This is a genomic window from Pseudomonas sp. LB-090624, from assembly GCF_003205205.1.
Classification (GTDB): Bacteria; Pseudomonadota; Gammaproteobacteria; order Pseudomonadales; family Pseudomonadaceae; genus Aquipseudomonas.
On the sequence record NZ_QJRL01000024.1, the window covers coordinates 18970 to 35330 of the forward strand.

A 16361-nucleotide genomic window follows, 5' to 3' on the forward strand; every position below is an offset into this window, starting at 1 on the left:
AAAAGTCCGAAAGGGCTGTAGGTTAGGCAACGTGCTGGCGATATTTGCTACCGCAGGTCGAGTGCTACAGCCAATTCATGCTGCGAGTTGAATGCCCGGTCCACCTCTGGCAAAGCCGGGCGCTTGAGGACCAGCACCGGCACCCCCAACTCCCTGGCCACCTCCAGCTTGGGCTCGGTCGCCACACTGCCGCTGTTCTTGCTGATCAGCACATCGATCCTGCGCCGCTGGAACAGCGCCCGTTCATCCGCGATATGAAACGGCCCCCGCGCACCGATCACTTCGCAGCGCTCGTTGCCAGGGCAGGCATCCAGCGCCCGCAAGGTCCAGAACTGCTCCGGCGGAATCTCATCCAGATGCTGCAGCGGCTCACGCCCCAGGGTGAACAGCGGCCGGCGGAACGGCTTGAGTGCTGCGACCAGCCCAGCCCAATCCTCCACTTCGCGCCAATCGTCCCCCGGTTGCGCCTGCCAGGCCGGGCGGCGCAAGGCCCAGCATGGGATGCCGGCACTGTGCGCGGCGCTGGCGGCATTGCGGCTGATTTGCGCGGCATAGGGATGGGTGGCATCGATCAGCAGGGTGATGCCCGACTCGCGCAGATAGCTGGCCAAGCCCTCCGCGCCGCCAAAGCCCCCGACCCGTACCTGGCATTGCAGGTCCTGCGGCACGCGACCGACACCGGCCAGGCTATAGACATGCTGTGGGCCGAGCCGGCGGGCGATGGCGAGGGCTTCGGTGATGCCGCCGAGCAGCAGGATACGGGCAGTCATTGCACGCCCGCCTTGCCGACGATGCCGCCCTGGCGGTCGATGGCGAACACTTCCACCTGTACTTGCGTCGGCACCACGCTGCGGGCGAAGGCCAAGGCATGAGTACATACCGCATCACCCAGGGCAATGCCGGCCGCATGGGCCAACGCGAGCGCCTGCTGGCTGGTGTTGGCACCAATGATGGCGGCCTGCAGCGCTGCGTCCGCACCGATGTCTGCGGCCCAGCCGGCCAGTTGCGGCAGGTCGATGCTGGAGTGGCGGCTATGCAGGTCCATGTGCCCGGCAGCCAGCTTGCTGATTTTGCCGAAACCACCACACAGCGTCAGGCGGGGTACGGGTACCTTGCGCAGGTGCTTGAGCACCGCGCCGACAAAGTCGCCCATTTCGATCAAGGCGATTTCCGGCAGGCCGTAGACCCGGCGCATGGTGTCCTCGCTGGCATTGCCGGTGCATGCGGCGATGTGTGTGTAGCCGTTGGTGTGGGCCACGTCGATGCCCTGGTGGATCGAAGCGATGTAAGCAGCGCAGGAAAACGGCCGCACGATACCGCTGGTGCCGAGGATCGACAGCCCGCCGAGGATACCCAGGCGCGGGTTCATGGTCTTCAGCGCCAACTGTTCGCCACCCTGGACACTGACCGTGACCTCGAAGCCGCCGGGATGGCCGCACTCATCGGCCAGGCGCTGCAAGTGCTCGCCGATCATACGCCGTGGTACCGGGTTGATGGCAGGCTCACCTACCGCCAGCACCAGGCCCGGGCGGGTCACGGTGCCCACGCCGCTGCCAGCGACAAAGCGGATGCCCGGCTCGCTCAGCAGGCGCACCTGGCTGTAGACCAGGGCACCATGGGTCACGTCGGGGTCGTCGCCGGCATCCTTGAGGGTGCCAGCTTCGGCGCGCTCACCTAGCAGGCGGCAGAACTCCAGGCGCATCTGCACCACCTTGCCTTTGGGCAGGGTGATAGCCACCGCGTCGTCACGCTGCCCGGTGAGCAGCAGCTTGGCTGCTGCCAGGCTGGTGGCAGTGGCGCAGCTGCCGGTGGTCAGGCCGCTGCGCAGCGGCGCGGGCTGTTCGCGGGTTTCTTCACGCATCGTCGGGCTTGACCACTTCCAGCAGGGTGATTGGCAGGGCCTGGCGCCAGGTGTCGAACGCCCCCAACGGCTGGGCATGGGCCACATGGATGCGGGTCAGCTCGCCACCATGCTGCTCGCGAAAGTGCGCCAGGGCCAGTTCGCTTTGAAGGGTTACAGCGTTGGCCACCAGGCGGCCGCCAGGGCGAAGCGTTGCCCAGCAGTGGTCGAGCACACCTTCACGGGTAACGCCGCCGCCGATGAAGATGGCATGCGGTGGTTCCAGGCCTTGCAACGCTGCTGGCGCCTTGCCGCGGATCAGTTGCAGCCCCGGTACACCGAGTGCATCGCGGTTGTGTTCGATGAAACCCTGGCGGCCTTCGTCGGCCTCGATGGCCAGGGCGCGGCAGGCCGGGTGGGCGCGCATCCATTCGATGCCGATCGAGCCACAGCCTGCGCCCACGTCCCACAACAGTTCGCCCGGCTGCGGCGCCAGGCGAGCCAGGGTCATGGCGCGGACATCGCGTTTGGTCAGCTGGCCGTCATGGCGGAAGGCGTTGTCTGGCAGCCCGGCCAAGCGATGCTGGCGCGGGGCGTCGGGCGCGGCCAGGCATTCGATGGCGACCAGGTTGAGTGCGGCGATGTCGGCGTGCTGCCAGTCCTGGGCGGTGCCGCACAGCTTGCGTTCGGCTTCACCACCCAGGTGCTCGAACACGCTCAGGCGGCTGGGCCCGAAGCCACGTTCACGCAGCAGCGTGGCAATGGCTGCCGGGCTATCACCGTCGTTGCTCAGCACCAGCAAACGCAGGCCGCTGTGCAAGTGGGCATTGAGTATCGCCAGCGGTCGGGTGACCAGCGATACCACGTGCAGGTCCTGCAGCGGCCAGCCCAGGCGGGCAGCGGCCAGGGCGCAGGAGGAGGGCATCGACAGCACACGCATTTCGGCGACAGGCACCTGCCGCGCCAGGCTGGCACCGACGCCATGGAACATCGGGTCGCCGCTGGCCAGTACGCACACCGGTTCGCCACGCAGGGCCAGCACCGGGGCCAGCGAGAATGGGCTTGGCCAGGCCAGCTGTTCAGCGGTTACGCAACGTGGCAGCAAGGCCAGCTGGCGCGGGCTGCCGAAGACCCGCACAGCGCCCAGCAGGGCGCGCCGGGCCTGTTTGCCCAGGCCGCTGAAGCCGTCTTCGCCGATGCCTACTACTGTCAGCCAGGGTGTCATGTGTACCTCTTCAAGATTTTGGGGGCGCGCAGCGCCCCCAAAAAAATCGGCTCAAATTCGAACGATGCTCGACCACCGGCTTTTCATGCCGCCGGACAAAGCAGGCATAATACCGCGCCTTCTACACTCAAGCGCACTTTCACAGATTGCCGGACACCCCATTGACCCAGGCCGAAGCCCCCACTGTCATCCCTCGTCCCTCGGCCTGCCCGGGGTTGTGGCGCATCGTCAGTGCCCGTGACGGCGGTATCTGCCGTATCAAGCTGCCGGGCGGCCTGTTGCTGGCCGACCAGGCCGACGCGGTGGCCGCGGCAGCCGAGCGCTTCGCCGGCGGCGTGATCGAAGCCACCAACCGTGGCAACCTGCAGATTCGCGGCATCGGTAGCGAGCACCGTGCCTTGGTCGACACCCTGCTCGCTGCGGGCCTGGGCCCACGCGAGGCGGCCGGCGACGATGTGCGCAACCTGATGCTCAGCCCGCTGGCAGGGCATGATCCGCTAATGCTGCTGGACGCCAGGCCGCTGGCCGGGCAGATCCTCGAGCTGTTGGAGGGCACCCCGCGGTTTCACCAGCTGTCAGCCAAGTTCGCCGTGCAACTGGATGCCGGCGAAGGCTTGGCCATGCTCGAACACCCCCACGACCTGTGGCTGTCGGCCGTGCGGCTGGAACAACAGCCCTGGCTGGCATTCGGCCTGGCGGGTTGTCCTTCAGGTGGCCCGGTGCTTGGCGCCGTACCCCTGGAACAGGGGCTGGCGCTGGTGCGGGCGGTGCTGGAGCGCTTCCTCGAACTGGCGACACCGGCACAGTCGCGCATGCGTCAGTTGCTTGAGGTCTGCTCGGCAACTGATTTCGTTGCAGGCCTGGGCCTGGACATCCGCCGCGATCCTGCCGTGCTCGCCTGGCGCCGAGAACCGCACCACGCTTCGTGGCTGGGCCAGCTGCCCCAGCCTCATGGCCTGGCCCTTGGGGTTGCGCCACCGCAAGGCCGGCTGACCCCGGCCATGCTGCGCGGTGCGGCACAGGTGGCCCGTGAACTGGGCGATGGCAGCCTGCGTCTGAGCCCTTGGCAAAGCCTGGTGCTGACTAACCTGCAAGCGCAACACATCGACCAGGCCCAGGCCGGATTGTCCGCAATCGGACTGCTGTGTCATGCCCATGAGCCGTTGGCGCGCATCAGCGCCTGCACCGGCAGCAGCGGTTGCGCCAAGGCGCTGGGCGAGACCAAGGCCGACGCAGTCACCCTGGCCGCACTGCTGGGCCCCGGTGCCCCTGCCAGCGTGCACCTCACCGGCTGCCCCCGTTCCTGTGCCGTGGCCCATGTGGCCCCGGCCACCCTGCTGGCCCGCTCCCCGGGCCGTTATGACCTGTACCTGCGTGACGCGCGCCAGCCGGGCTTTGGTGCCCTGCGCGGCACCGACCTTACCTTGAATGAAGCAGGCGCCATGCTCGACCTGCCGACGGAGCACCTCAATGATTGACTACATCCGCGATGGTCAGGAGATCTATCGCAATTCCTTCCGGATCATCCGTGAGGAAGCCCGACTCGAGCGGATCCCCGCAGACCTCGAAAAGCTTGCCGTACGGGTGATCCACGCCTGTGGCATGGTCGATGCCATCGAGGGTTTGCAGTTCTCCGACGGCGCCGGCCGGGCCGGGCGCGAGGCATTGCTCAATGGTGCGCCGATCCTGTGCGATGCGCACATGGTTGCCGAAGGCATCACCCGTGCCCGCCTGCCAGCAGACAACCAGGTCATCTGCACCCTGCGTGACCCCAGCGTGCCCGGCCTGGCCAAGGACGCCGGCAACACCCGTTCCGCAGTCGCTCTGGAGCTGTGGCGCCCGTACCTGGAAGGCAGCGTGGTGGTGATCGGCAACGCTCCGACCGCGTTGTTCTACCTGCTGGAAATGCTCGATGCCGGTGCCCCCAAGCCGGCGCTGATCCTGGGTTTCCCGGTCGGTTTCGTCGGCGCGGCCGAGTCCAAGGCCATGCTCGCCGCCGACAGCCGTGGTGTGCCGTTCGTGATCATGCAAGGCCGTCTGGGCGGCAGCGCGATGGCCGCCGCTGCGGTCAACGCCCTGGCCACGGAGGTGGAGTGATGGCGCCGCGTGGACGACTGCTGGGCCTTGGCGTGGGCCCGGGCGACCCTGAACTGATTACCCTCAAGGCCCTGCGCTTGCTGCGCGAGGCGCCGGTGGTCGGCTACTTCGTGGCCAAGGGCAAGCGTGGCAATGCCTTCGGCATCATCGAGGCGCACCTGCAGCCCGAGCAGACCTTGCTGCCGCTGGTCTACCCGGTGACCACCGAGGCCCTGCCGGCGCCTCTGTCCTATGAGCAGGTGATCAGCGACTTCTACGACGAAGCCAGCGTGCAGGTGGCAGAGCACCTGGATGCCGGTCGTGACGTGGCGGTGATCTGCGAAGGCGACCCGTTCTTCTACGGCTCCTACATGTACCTGCACGACCGGCTGGCGCAACGCTACGAGGCCGAAGTGATCCCTGGCGTCTGCTCGATGCTGGGTGGCGCTTCGGTGTTGGGCGCACCGCTGGTGTACCGCAACCAAAGCCTGTCGGTGCTGTCGGGCGTGTTGCCGGCCGAAGAGCTCAAGCGCCGCCTGGCCGATGCCGACGCGGCGGTGATCATGAAACTCGGCCGCAACTTCCCCAAGGTGCGCGAGGTGCTGGCCGAACTGGGTCTGGACGGGCGTGCGCTGTACGTGGAACGGGCCACCATGGCCAACCAGAAGATCGTACCGCTGGACCAGGTCGACCCGCAGTCGTCGCCGTACTTCTCGCTGATCATCGTGCCGGGGGAAAAATGGCAGGGCTGAACATGCACAAGGCGCCGGCAATCGTCGTTCTTGGCCCCGGCAGCCTGGCCACCGCGCAGCGTATCCAGCAGTGTTATCCACAGGCGTCGATCCATGGCCTGGAAGGCCGTGTCGAGGGTGCCGACTGCTATTACAGTGCGTTCGGCGATACCTTGCGTGGGCTGTACCAGCAAAACACGCCCATCATCGCCCTGTGCGCCGCCGGTATCATCATCCGCAGCCTCGCCAGCCTGCTCAGCGAGAAGGGCAGCGAGCCGCCGGTACTGGCCGTGGCCGAGGATGGCAGCGCAGTGGTGCCATTGCTCGGTGGCCTGGGCGGGGTGAACGTGATGGCGCGTGAAATTGCCGAAGCATTGGGCGTTGCCGCCGCCATCACCACCAGTGGCGAGCTGCGCTTTGGCACCTGCCTGTTGAACCCGCCGCAAGGCTATGCCTTGGCGGATATCGAGCAAGGCAAGCGCTTTGTCTCCGACCTGCTGGCGGGCGAGTCGGTGCGTATCGAAGGTGACGCGCCTTGGCTGCAGCACGCGCAGTTGCCCGCCAGCGAAGCGGCCCGGCGCACTATCCACGTGGGCTATCAGGCGCGTCCGGCCAGCCGCGACGAGCTGCTCATCCACCCGCGCTCGGTGGTTGTGGGGGTTGCGGGCGGTAATCTGCACAGTATTCGTGCAGCGTTGCAGCAGGCCGGCATCGCCGAGCCGTCGGTGGCTTGTATATTGGCTGACGAGCAAGCCATGGCTGACGTCGCCTTGCACGAAGCGGCCCAGGCCTTGGGTGTTGCCCTGCGCTTCGCTGCCAAGCCAGCCGATGTGGCCAGCATGGTGGCGGCGGCTTTGCCAGATGCCCAATTGGTCGAACAGGCAGACGCGGTCATTGCGTTGGCGCCTGCCCCGGTCGAGGTGGCAGAGGTTGGTCGCCGTCGTGGTCGCCTGGCTGTCATCGGCCTGGGCCCCGGCGCTGCCGAACTGATGGTGCCGGCGGTCAAGGCCGAGCTGGCGCGGGCCCAGGATGTGCTCGGTTACGAAACCTATGTGCGGATGGCCGGCCCGTTCCGTGACGACCAAGTCATGCACTGCACCGACAACCGTGAAGAGATGCAGCGTGCCCGGCATGCTTTCGAGCTGGCAGCGCAAGGCCGCTCGGTGGTGGTGGTGTCGTCAGGTGACCCAGGCGTGTTCGCCATGGCGGCGGCGGTGCTGGAGGCGTTGCACGAATCCAGCGACCCCGCCTGGCATCGCGTCGACCTCGAGATCTTGCCGGGCGTATCGGCTTCGCTGGCAACCGCTGCCCAGGCAGGCGCGCCGCTGGGGCATGACTTCTGCGTGATGTCGCTGTCGGACAACCTCAAGCCTTGGTCGATCATTGAAAAGCGTTTGGACCTGGCCGCGCAGGCCGACCTGGTATTGGCGTTCTACAACCCGATTTCCAAATCCAGGCCGCATCAGCTCGGTGTGGCGCTCGAAGTGGTCCGCCGTCATCGTGACGAGAACACGCCTGTAGTCCTTGGCCGTGACATCGGTAGGCCGGGGCAGACGCTGAAGGTAGTCACATTGGCCGAATTGCTGCCAGAAATGGTCGACATGCGCACCATGGTGCTGGTTGGGTCTTCCACCACCTGCACGTTCGATCGCTTGGCTGGCGGGGTCTGGGTCTACACCCCACGCTGGTACGGTGCAAAGCCATAAGCGGCGGCAGACTAGGCGGGTGAGGAACTGCTTCGTGGCAGTTTCCTGCAAAGGTCACAGGTAGGTTTGCGGCTGGAGCCATCAGGCTTCAACCGTAACCCTACTTGGAGACCTTTCATATGACTACTGACCACCAGAAGATGAAACTTGAGGTGCTGCCGGACAAGAACCTGTTTGTCTTCCCCGAGGGGATGAGCCAAGAAAACCTCGATGCTGCAAAGGCTTGCCATGCCCTGGCAACACAAAGTGCCAATAAGCTGTACAACGCCATCAACGATCCTCGGGTCTGGTTCGCCCACTACATTTTCGTTATGTCCAAGATGGGCTGGTCGCCGACCAACGTCGACGTATTGAAGGTCACAGAGAGCAATCAGCGCCTCGAAATCAGCAACCTGCTGGGCAAGGGCCTGCAGACGGCCTATGGCGCTTTCACAGGCGATTTGGCAACTGCACTGGAGGGCCTTGGGAAAACGGTTGTCAGCGCATTGGCCGCCAGTGCCAACAACGTTGAATTGCTTGGCCGTACCACTTCGGAAAATGACCGAACCGAGGTGAGCCTCAACCGATGCGAATACTCGAGCGAGGGCAATATGGCCATGGCTGTCAGTGCGATTCAGACCGACGCCAAACCCGACAAAACTGCTAACTATCTGCTGGCCAAATGGGACAGCAGTGGTACGACCAACTTTGCCTGTGGTGCGGTGTTGGAGTTCGATGCTCGTCAGTACGAAAAGCTGCGCAGCGCGGTTGAAGGCAAACTTGACGCCAGTGCCTTGGAAGTTCTGCTGGCCCTGGATATTTAATTAGAAAGCTGGCCTGCCGATATGTTTTCGGCAGGCCTGGAGGGCATGCAGATGCAAGCCAACTACACACTGTGGTTAAACGGCAATAGCCTGGTATTCATTGATGATACCGTCAGTGTTTCACGGGCAGAGACATTACTGAATATCCAGCTGGCAGCCTACCTGACCGCTAACAAGGGACACGCTATTCAGGATGATGAATGGCATAGAAATTATCTGCGAGTGCAGAGCAATTTCGGCTGCACGATCGTCAACATGCAGTCCCGCCCTGTTGCCGAGAAAAACGCAACGGCCTGCGAGCCTTGGCAGATCTTGCGGGCCAACCTCCTGACAGGCGTGCCCAGCACCCTGCGTGAGCCATTAGCCCAATGCCTTGACGCATACCCGGCCCAGTCAGACGGCGCCATCGAGCAGTTGTTGGCAGGGGAGTGCATTCGGCCGCCAGATGATAAAGGCATGAGCCATGTGCGTATTGAGTTGCGCTTGATATTGGCCGACTCGAGCATCATCAGTACCGAACTGGGCTTCAGTACTGCAGGGGCATTGACTGGAGATTGGCTGAGGCAGCCGCTAACACTTGCAAGCGACCAGTCTACCCAGCAGTTCGATGCCCACTATCAAACCGATGAAAAGGTGATTCATTCGATAAGTGCGGGTCTGCATGATTCTATCAAAGTCAAGCAACTGCAATACCGCAGCCAGATCAAACCTGTCGTTGCTTTGGGAGTAGAACATGAGTGAATTCAATCAAAAAGTTGCCAGTGGCAAACTCGTCCACAGCAGCCTGATATCGTTTTTGCCAGGCGTGAGTCGGGAAGCCCGTCAGGACATCCTGTTGGCCAACGCATTTGCCCAGCAGGTAGCATGGGGGGATTTCAACGAAGGCCTCGAGGCGGACTGGTTCAGGAACTACTGGCGGAACTTCGCGTTTCTGGGGTTCGACGGCAAACTCGCGCCTACGTCGGTTCGGCCGGGGCCTAACAAGGCCAGTATTGCGGAGCAGGCCCTTGCGAAGGTTCGTGAGAAAGGCTCAGCCAATCACTACCAGACTGCGGAATCCTCTGTACAGGCGTTACGCAAGGACACCCGGGCATTGAGCGCCTTTGAAAGCACGGCTGCTTCCAAAGGTATCGCGCGTTTTCAGTTGATTCCATGCGCTCAGCAGTCCAGCGGCTTTATCGACATGGTGATGGTTCATATGCAAATGTCGATGAAGAAAACCGTGAAAGATTTTCTGTTCCTCCAGTCGTCCAAGGAAGTGAAGCTCGAGGAAATCCGTGTCGAAGTGGTCCACTTCAACTTGCAGGGCTTCCGTGAGGACTACCGCAAGCGGGCACAGGCCAGCGTCGACAAGCAAAACGGCAAGGCCATACACGACCTGCAACTGTAAAGCACCCGGCCCGTGAGTCAGGGCAACAGGTAGCCGCGGATCCCGGTGAAGATGATCTGCGCGGCCAGGGCGCAGACGAACAGCCCCATTAGCCGGCTGACAATCTGCAAGCCCTGGTCACCGAGCAGCCGCTCGATACCGTGGGAGAGATACAACACCAGGCCCACGGTAAAGCTGGCCAGGGCGATGCTGACAATGGCCAGCAGTTTGTCGTCCCAGTGTGGTTGGCTTACCCCCATCACCAGCAAGGCACCGATGGTGCCAGGCCCGACGGTGAGCGGGATGGTCAGTGGCACGATGGGTGACGTCCTGTTGCACGTTGTCGGCCTGGACGGCGGGTCTGCCTTGGGCCATGCCCAGTGCGGAAATGAACAGCACGCTGCCTGCGCCGATACGAAACGCATCGGCGGTAATGCCGAAAATGCCGAATATCGCCCGCCCGAACAGGTACAGCAGCACGCTGGCGATGAGCGCTGCGAAGGCCACTTTCCAGGCCAGTTGCTTGCGCTCCTTGCTGGAGTGGCCACGAGTCAGGCTGATGAAGCACGACAGCACGAAGAACGGGCTGTAGAGCACGAGCATTTTCAGGTAGACGCTGAACAACTCATGGAGCATGGGGGGTAGTCCAGGCAGTGATGGCTGGGCAGAGTTTATCAGCAGATGCTGTTGCCATCCTGTGCCGGCAGATCAGGAAGTATGCACCGGGTCAGCCGTGGCTTCGCGGTGATTGGCCCAGTACTGAATCAGCTCCCGCAATTGCGACAATTCCACCGGTTTGGCCATGTGCCCATCCATGCCGGCCAGGCGCGCGCGCTCCTTGTGTTCGGCAAGAATGTGCGCAGTCAGTGCCACCACGGGGGTACGCTGGCGCTGGTTGGCCGCCTCCCAGGCACGTAATTGCTGGGTGGCCGAGAAACCATCCAGAACAGGCATTTCACAGTCCATCAACACCAGGTCGTAACGGCGTGCCTGCATCGCCTGCAAGGCTTCTTCGCCATTGCTGGCGGTGTCGGGCTCAAGGTTGAGCTTGCCGAGCATGCCGCGAATCACCTTGGTCGAGATGCTGTTGTCTTCGGCGACCAGCACGCGGAAGTCACCGGGCAGGTCCAGTGCCTGGGGGATGCCGGGCGGGCTCGCAGGCACCGCCTGCTCACGGCCGCGCTGGGCCAGTTCTTCGGCCAAGGTGGTTTTCAGCGTATAGCCGGCTACCGGCTTGGCGAGTATCCGCTTGACCCCTGCGTTACGCGCGATGACCTTGCTGGGCGCGTTGCTTATACCGGTGAGCATCACTACCAGGATGTCATGGTTCAGGCTGGGGTCTTCCTTGATCTTGGCGGCCAGTTGCATGCCTGTCATGCCGGGCATGTTCTGGTCCAGCAGCACGGCATCGAAGTAGTCGCGCAGGTGCGCCTTGGTGCGCAGCAGGGCCAAGGCTTCCTTGCCTGACGGCACTGCGCTGACATTCATGCCCCAGGCGCTGCACTGCTGGACCAGCACCTTGCGGCAGGTCTCGTTGTCGTCCACCACCAGCACGCGGGCATCGCGCAGCGGGCCGTCCAGGTCGGCCGGGGGCTGTTCGAGGCGCGACGGGTCCAGCGGCAAGGTCAGCCACAGGGTATTGCCCATCCCGGTGCTGCTCTTGATGCCGAACTCACCCTGCATCAGGCCGATCAGCTGCTTGGCGATGACCAGCCCAAGGTGGCCGCCCAGCTTGTTGCTGGAGAGGAAGTGGTGGCTGTGCAGCTCGGCCTGCAGCAGCGCTTCGCGGTCGGCGGCAGGCAATGGCTCGCCGCTGTCCTGCACGGCAATGCGCAGGCGCGGCACCTCGCCGCGTTGGTCCAGCGCCACCACCAGCAGGATCTCCCCCTGATCGGTGTTTTTAAGCGCGTTTTCCAGCAGGCTCGACAAGGCCTGGCGCAGACGCGTCGGGTCGCCGCTGATCACCCGCGGTACTTGCGGCTGGGTGAAGCTGATCAGTTCGATGTTTTGCTGCTCGGCCTTGGCGCGGAAGATGTTCAGGCAGTCCTCGATCAGCGCATTGAGGTCGAACTGCACGTCATCCAGCTCGATCTGCCGGGACTCCAGCTTGGAAATGTCGAGAATTTCGTTGATCAGCGTGAGTAGCTCGTTGCCGGCGCTGTGAATGGTCTGCACGTAGTCGCGTTGCTTCACCGACAGCGGCGTGCCCAGCAACAGCTCGGTCATGCCCAGCACCCCGTTCATCGGGGTACGGATTTCGTGGCTGATCTTGGCCAGGAACTCGGCCTTGGCGTTGATTTCGGCATCGCTGGCGGCCAGCGCACGGCTGGCGCTGAAACGCTCTTCGCTCATGCGCCGCAGGCGCTCGCTGACGGCCAGGTTGAGCAGCAGGCCACTGACCACGGTCAGGCCCAGCAGGATACACAGCAGCCACGGCGTCGCAGTGCGGGTCAGGCCCAGCAGTGCCGGGAGCAGCACAAGCCCGCCCAGGTTGAACACCACCATGGCCAGGCTGAACAGGCGCGCGGGTGCATAGCCTTTGTACCAGTGATAGCTGCTGACCAGCAGCATGCTCACGCTGCCCAGCGCCATCAGGGCGTAGGTCATGAGGTTGAGGGGCAGGGTATCGACGAACAGCAGCACCAGGCCGCTGACCCCGACAATCAGCATTTCCCCTTGCAGCAGGCGGTTCAGCCGTGGCGAGTTGCACGGCGAGAAGAAATGCTGGGTGAAATACAGCCCCGCCAGACCGGCCAGCACCAGTGTCAGGTAGGCAGCGGGCGTTTGCGCACTGTGCCATACATGCCACCAGGGGCCACTGAGGTTCAGCAGGATCAGGCCGCTGAGCAGCATCAGGCCGTGGTACAGCGCCAGGATCAAGGTGGTACTGGAGCGGCTGTAAAGGAAGCGGATCAGGTTGTGCATGATCAGCATCACCAAACCACCGAACAGCATGCCGAACAGCAGCGGCTGGCCTTGATCGGAGGCGGCCTCGGCCGCTGGCTCCAGGCTGATGGCCGGGCGCAGTTGGTGCTCTGAGACCAGGCGCAGATAGATGTCCAGCGGTTGCTTGCTGTTGGGAAGTGACAGTACATGATCGCTGCCACGCAGGGTCGGGCTGGCATTGCCGGCCTGGCGGCCGTGGTGCAGCTGACGCAGAAGATGGTCGCCTTCGAGGGCGTAGAGGTCCAGGCCAGAAAGGTCGGGGGCAAACACCCGCAGCAATTGCTCCTGGTCGCCAGGGGGCAGGCGGTAGTGCAGCCACAAGGCCTGTTCCGCAGGCGCTGCATCCAGCTCGGCTAACACCAGTGGGCTGAACTGGTTGCGGTAGCGCTCGGAGCGTACGTCGCTCAGTTGCAGGTTGGCCTGTTCGTCGAGCAGAACGGTCCAGCCTCCGTCCTGTTCGGCCATAGCCGGGAACATGCAGAGCAGGGTCAGCAAGCTGACGATAAGAGCTGAGGCAATCCGAAGCCGACGCACTACGAAATCCCTTCTTAGCCGATGTGCCGGGTACTAACTATGCGCGGCGCGCCAAGTCGAAGGCAAGGCCCAAACCGGGCCCTGTCGACCAGCCGGATGCCGTGTGCGCAAGGCGCCACGGCGCTCCGGCAGTACTTACTGCTGGTGCTCACCGCGCTCGCGGGCGATGGCCCGGTAGCCGATGTCGGAACGGTAGAAGCTACCGCTCCAGCTTACTTCCTTGGCCAGGCGGTATGCTTGCTGCTGCGCGTCGGCAACGGTGCTGCCCATGGCAGTGGCACACAGTACGCGGCCGCCGTTGGTAGCCACCTGGCCATCCTTGAGCGTAGTACCGGCGTGGAATACCTTGCCTTCGATCTGCGCAGCAGCGTCCAGGCCGCTGATCAGGTCGCCCTTGGCGTAGTCGCCGGGGTAGCCGCCCGCTGCCAGCACCACACCCAGGCTCGGGCGTGGGTCCCACTGGGCTTCGACCTTGTCCAGCGCCTTGGCGAAAGCGGCCTCGACCAGCAGTACCAGGCTCGACTCCAGGCGCAGCATGACTGGCTGGGTTTCCGGGTCGCCGAAGCGGCAGTTGAACTCGATGACCTTGGGGTTGCCCGCCTTGTCGATCATCAGGCCAGCATAGAGGAAGCCCGTGTAGACGTTGCCTTCTTCGGCCATCCCGCGCACGGTCGGCCAGATCACCTGGTCCATCACGCGCTGGTGCACCTCGGCGGTAACCACCGGGGCAGGGGAGTAGGCACCCATGCCGCCGGTGTTCGGGCCGGTGTCCTGGTCGCCGACACGCTTGTGGTCCTGGCTGGTGGCCATGGGCAGCACGTTGTGGCCGTCGACCATGACGATGAAGCTGGCTTCCTCGCCGTCGAGGAACTCTTCGATCACAACACGCGAACCGGCTTCACCGAAGGCGTTACCGGCCAGCATGTCACGCACGGCGGCTTCGGCTTCTTCCTGGGTCATGGCGACGATTACGCCCTTGCCCGCAGCCAGGCCGTCGGCCTTGATCACGATCGGCGCGCCCTTTTCCTGCAGGTAGGCCAGGGCTGGCTCGATCTCAGTGAAGTTCTGGTAGTCGGCAGTCGGGATCTTGTGACGTGCCAGGAAGTCCTTGGTGAAGGCCTTGGAGCCTTCCAGCTGGGCCGCACCCTTGGTTGGGCCGAAGCAGTCCAGGCCGCGGCTGCGGAACAGGTCGACCACACCGATGACCAGCGGGGCTTCCGGGCCAACGATGGTCAGGTCGACGTTTTTCTCGGCGAAGTCGGCCAGTTGCTCCAGGGCGCAAACGTCGATGGCGACGTTCTCGCACTTGGCTTCAGTGGCGGTGCCAGCGTTGCCGGGGGCAACGAAGACTTTCTCGACGCGTGGGTCCTGGGCGACTTTCCAGGCCAGGGCGTGCTCGCGGCCACCGCTGCCGATGATCAAAACTTTCATGTCAAAACCTCGATTCAGGTGATCCCGAAGCTGGCGCCGCTCCCACAGGATCTCGACTCGCCTCGGGATCCGCGTAATTAGTGGCGGAAGTGACGCATACCGGTGAACACCATGGCGATGCCAGCTTCATCAGCGGCAGCAATCACCTCTGCATCGCGCATCGAGCCACCCGGCTGGATCACGGCGCTGATACCCACTTTAGCCGCATTGTCGATACCATCACGGAACGGGAAGAACGCGTCCGAAGCCATGACCGCGCCTTGTACCTGCAGGCCAGCGTGCTCAGCCTTGATTGCAGCGATGCGGGCGGAGTTGACGCGGCTCATCTGGCCGGCGCCGACGCCGATGGTCTGGCGCTGCTTGGCGTAGACAATGGCGTTGGACTTGACGAACTTGGCCACCTTCCAGGCGAACACCAAGTCGTGGATTTCTTGCTCGGTCGGGGCGCGCTTGGTAACGATTTTCAGGTCATCGGCGGTGATCATGCCGATATCACGGCTCTGCACCAGCAGGCCACCATTGACGCGCTTGAAGTCCCACCCGGCAGCGCGCTCGGCTGGCCACTCGCCGCATTCCAGCAGGCGTACGTTCTGCTTGGCAGCCACCACGTCGCGGGCAGCCTGGGAGATTTTCGGGGCGATGATCACTTCGACGAACTGGCGCTCGACGATGGCTTTGGCGGTTTCACCGTCCAGCTCGCGGTTGAAGGCGATGATGCCGCCGAATGCCGACTCGGTGTCGGTAGCGTAGGCCAGGTCGTAGGCCTTGCGGATGCCGCCTTCGTCTTCAGGCACAACGGCCACGCCGCACGGGTTGGCGTGCTTGACGATGACGCAGGCCGGCTTGACGAAGCTCTTCACGCACTCCAGTGCGGCGTCGGTGTCGGCCACATTGTTGAACGACAGTTCCTTGCCCTGCAGCTGCACGGCGGTGGAGATGCTCGCTTCGCCTTTCTTGGCTTCGACATAGAACGCCGCGCTTTGGTGCGGGTTCTCGCCGTAGCGCATTTCCTGGGCCTTGACGAACTGGCTGTTGAAGGTGCGCGGGAATTCGCTGCGCGCCTCGGTGCTGAGGTTATCCTTGGCCTGGTCGATGGTGCCCATGTAGTTGGCGATCATGCCGTCGTAGGCAGCAGTGTGCTCGAAGGCCTTGAGCATCAGGTCGAAGCGCTGGGCATAGGTCAGGCCGCCGGCCTTGAGGCCTTCGACGATGCCGGCGTAGTCGCTGGCGTTGACCACGATGGCCACGTCCTTGTGGTTCTTGGCGGCCGAGCGGACCATGGTCGGGCCGCCGATGTCGATGTTCTCGATGGCGGTCGGCAGGTCACAGCCAGGCTTGGAAATGGTGGCTTCGAACGGGTACAGGTTGACCGCCACCAGGTCGATCGGCTTGATGCCGTGCTCGTTCATGATGGCGTCGTCGGTACCACGACGGCCGAGGATGCCACCGTGGATCTTCGGGTGCAGGGTCTTGACCCGGCCATCCATCATTTCGGCGAAGCCGGTGTAGTCGGCCACTTCCACCGCGTTCACGCCGTTGTCCTTGAGCAGCTTATAGGTGCCGCCGGTGGACAGGATCTCGACACCGAGCTGCTGCAGCTCACGGGCGAATTCGAGGATACCGGTCTTGTCGGAGACGCTGATCAGGGCGCGGCGGACTGGCAGGCGGGTAGTCTGGTCGGTCATTTCGGATTCCAATAA

General features: G+C 63.8%; 13 protein-coding genes and 1 pseudogene. 7 read left to right on the forward strand and 7 right to left on the reverse strand.

Going from position 1 to position 16361, the window contains the following annotated elements; genetic code table 11:
• Positions 1-47: 47 nt before the first annotated feature.
• The 3 genes from DMX11_RS19545 to cbiE are packed head-to-tail and all read right to left on the reverse strand — an operon-like array spanning position 48 to position 3065.
• Entirely contained in the window at positions 48-770 is a 723-nt protein-coding gene (locus DMX11_RS19545; protein ID WP_110746005.1) for a cobalt-precorrin-6A reductase, read from the reverse strand.
• The gene (locus DMX11_RS19550) at positions 767-1861 is read right to left on the reverse strand and encodes a cobalt-precorrin-5B (C(1))-methyltransferase (RefSeq protein WP_110746006.1); all 1095 of its coding nucleotides are present in this window, start codon (positions 1859-1861) and stop codon (positions 767-769) included. The genes DMX11_RS19545 and DMX11_RS19550 overlap by 4 nt, the downstream gene beginning before the upstream one ends.
• Positions 1854-3065 (reverse strand): precorrin-6y C5,15-methyltransferase (decarboxylating) subunit CbiE, encoded by a 1212-nt coding sequence (cbiE, locus tag DMX11_RS19555; RefSeq protein ID WP_110746007.1) that lies wholly within the window; start codon positions 3063-3065, stop codon positions 1854-1856. The genes DMX11_RS19550 and cbiE overlap by 8 nt, the downstream gene beginning before the upstream one ends.
• Before the next feature lie 146 nt (positions 3066-3211).
• On the opposite strand from cbiE, the gene cobG reads away from it, so the two are divergent.
• The 7 genes from cobG (at position 3212) to DMX11_RS19590 (ending at position 9771) form a co-directional block, all read left to right on the forward strand.
• On the forward strand, positions 3212-4543 hold the full coding sequence (cobG, locus tag DMX11_RS19560) for a precorrin-3B synthase (RefSeq protein WP_110746008.1): 1332 nt from the start codon (positions 3212-3214) through the stop codon (positions 4541-4543).
• Entirely contained in the window at positions 4536-5162 is a 627-nt protein-coding gene (locus DMX11_RS19565) for a precorrin-8X methylmutase (protein WP_110746009.1), read from the forward strand. Before cobG ends, DMX11_RS19565 begins: the two co-directional genes overlap by 8 nt.
• Positions 5162-5893, forward strand: a complete 732-nt coding sequence (locus tag DMX11_RS19570; protein WP_015271958.1) for a precorrin-2 C(20)-methyltransferase — start codon at positions 5162-5164, stop codon at positions 5891-5893. The genes DMX11_RS19565 and DMX11_RS19570 overlap by 1 nt, the downstream gene beginning before the upstream one ends.
• On the forward strand, positions 5881-7578 hold the full coding sequence (gene cobJ / locus DMX11_RS19575; protein ID WP_110746010.1) for a precorrin-3B C(17)-methyltransferase: 1698 nt from the start codon (positions 5881-5883) through the stop codon (positions 7576-7578). Before DMX11_RS19570 ends, cobJ begins: the two co-directional genes overlap by 13 nt.
• 119 nt (positions 7579-7697) lie before the next feature.
• Positions 7698-8381 (forward strand): hypothetical protein, encoded by a 684-nt coding sequence (locus DMX11_RS19580; protein ID WP_110746011.1) that lies wholly within the window; start codon positions 7698-7700, stop codon positions 8379-8381.
• A 51-nt stretch (positions 8382-8432) separates the two neighbouring features.
• On the forward strand, positions 8433-9122 hold the full coding sequence (locus tag DMX11_RS19585) for a hypothetical protein (protein WP_110746052.1): 690 nt from the start codon (positions 8433-8435) through the stop codon (positions 9120-9122).
• A complete protein-coding gene (locus DMX11_RS19590; RefSeq protein WP_110746012.1) occupies positions 9115-9771 on the forward strand; it encodes a hypothetical protein in 657 nt (218 codons plus the stop codon). The genes DMX11_RS19585 and DMX11_RS19590 overlap by 8 nt, the downstream gene beginning before the upstream one ends.
• A gap of 17 nt (positions 9772-9788) precedes the next feature.
• On the opposite strand, the pseudogene DMX11_RS19595 reads toward DMX11_RS19590, so the two are convergent.
• From DMX11_RS19595 to purH, 4 genes and pseudogenes are all read right to left on the reverse strand, one after another.
• Positions 9789-10386, reverse strand: a pseudogene (locus tag DMX11_RS19595) (MarC family protein).
• A gap of 72 nt (positions 10387-10458) precedes the next feature.
• Positions 10459-13230 (reverse strand): hybrid sensor histidine kinase/response regulator, encoded by a 2772-nt coding sequence (locus DMX11_RS19600; RefSeq protein WP_110746013.1) that lies wholly within the window; start codon positions 13228-13230, stop codon positions 10459-10461.
• A gap of 135 nt (positions 13231-13365) precedes the next feature.
• Positions 13366-14661, reverse strand: a complete 1296-nt coding sequence (gene purD, locus DMX11_RS19605; RefSeq protein ID WP_110746014.1) for a phosphoribosylamine--glycine ligase — start codon at positions 14659-14661, stop codon at positions 13366-13368.
• A gap of 77 nt (positions 14662-14738) precedes the next feature.
• A complete protein-coding gene (gene purH / locus DMX11_RS19610) occupies positions 14739-16346 on the reverse strand; it encodes a bifunctional phosphoribosylaminoimidazolecarboxamide formyltransferase/IMP cyclohydrolase (protein WP_110746015.1) in 1608 nt (535 codons plus the stop codon).
• Between the last annotated feature and the right edge of the window lie 15 nt (positions 16347-16361).

Excerpts from the sequence above, each read along its gene's own strand:
- DMX11_RS19545 (WP_110746005.1), bottom strand. The coding sequence starts at position 770 with ATGACTGCCCGTATCCTGCTGCTCGGCGGCATCACCGAAGCCCTCGCC.
- DMX11_RS19550 (WP_110746006.1), bottom strand. The coding sequence starts at position 1,861 with ATGCGTGAAGAAACCCGCGAACAGCCCGCGCCGCTGCGCAGCGGCCTG.
- purH (WP_110746015.1), bottom strand. The coding sequence starts at position 16,346 with ATGACCGACCAGACTACCCGCCTGCCAGTCCGCCGCGCCCTGATCAGC.
- DMX11_RS19580 (WP_110746011.1), top strand. The coding sequence starts at position 7,698 with ATGACTACTGACCACCAGAAGATGAAACTTGAGGTGCTGCCGGACAAG.
- DMX11_RS19565 (WP_110746009.1), top strand. The coding sequence starts at position 4,536 with ATGATTGACTACATCCGCGATGGTCAGGAGATCTATCGCAATTCCTTC.
- purD (WP_110746014.1), bottom strand. The coding sequence starts at position 14,661 with ATGAAAGTTTTGATCATCGGCAGCGGTGGCCGCGAGCACGCCCTGGCC.
- cobJ (WP_110746010.1), top strand. The coding sequence starts at position 5,881 with ATGGCAGGGCTGAACATGCACAAGGCGCCGGCAATCGTCGTTCTTGGC.
- DMX11_RS19590 (WP_110746012.1), top strand. The coding sequence starts at position 9,115 with ATGAGTGAATTCAATCAAAAAGTTGCCAGTGGCAAACTCGTCCACAGC.
- cbiE (WP_110746007.1), bottom strand. The coding sequence starts at position 3,065 with ATGACACCCTGGCTGACAGTAGTAGGCATCGGCGAAGACGGCTTCAGC.
- DMX11_RS19570 (WP_015271958.1), top strand. The coding sequence starts at position 5,162 with ATGGCGCCGCGTGGACGACTGCTGGGCCTTGGCGTGGGCCCGGGCGAC.
- DMX11_RS19585 (WP_110746052.1), top strand. The coding sequence starts at position 8,433 with ATGCAAGCCAACTACACACTGTGGTTAAACGGCAATAGCCTGGTATTC.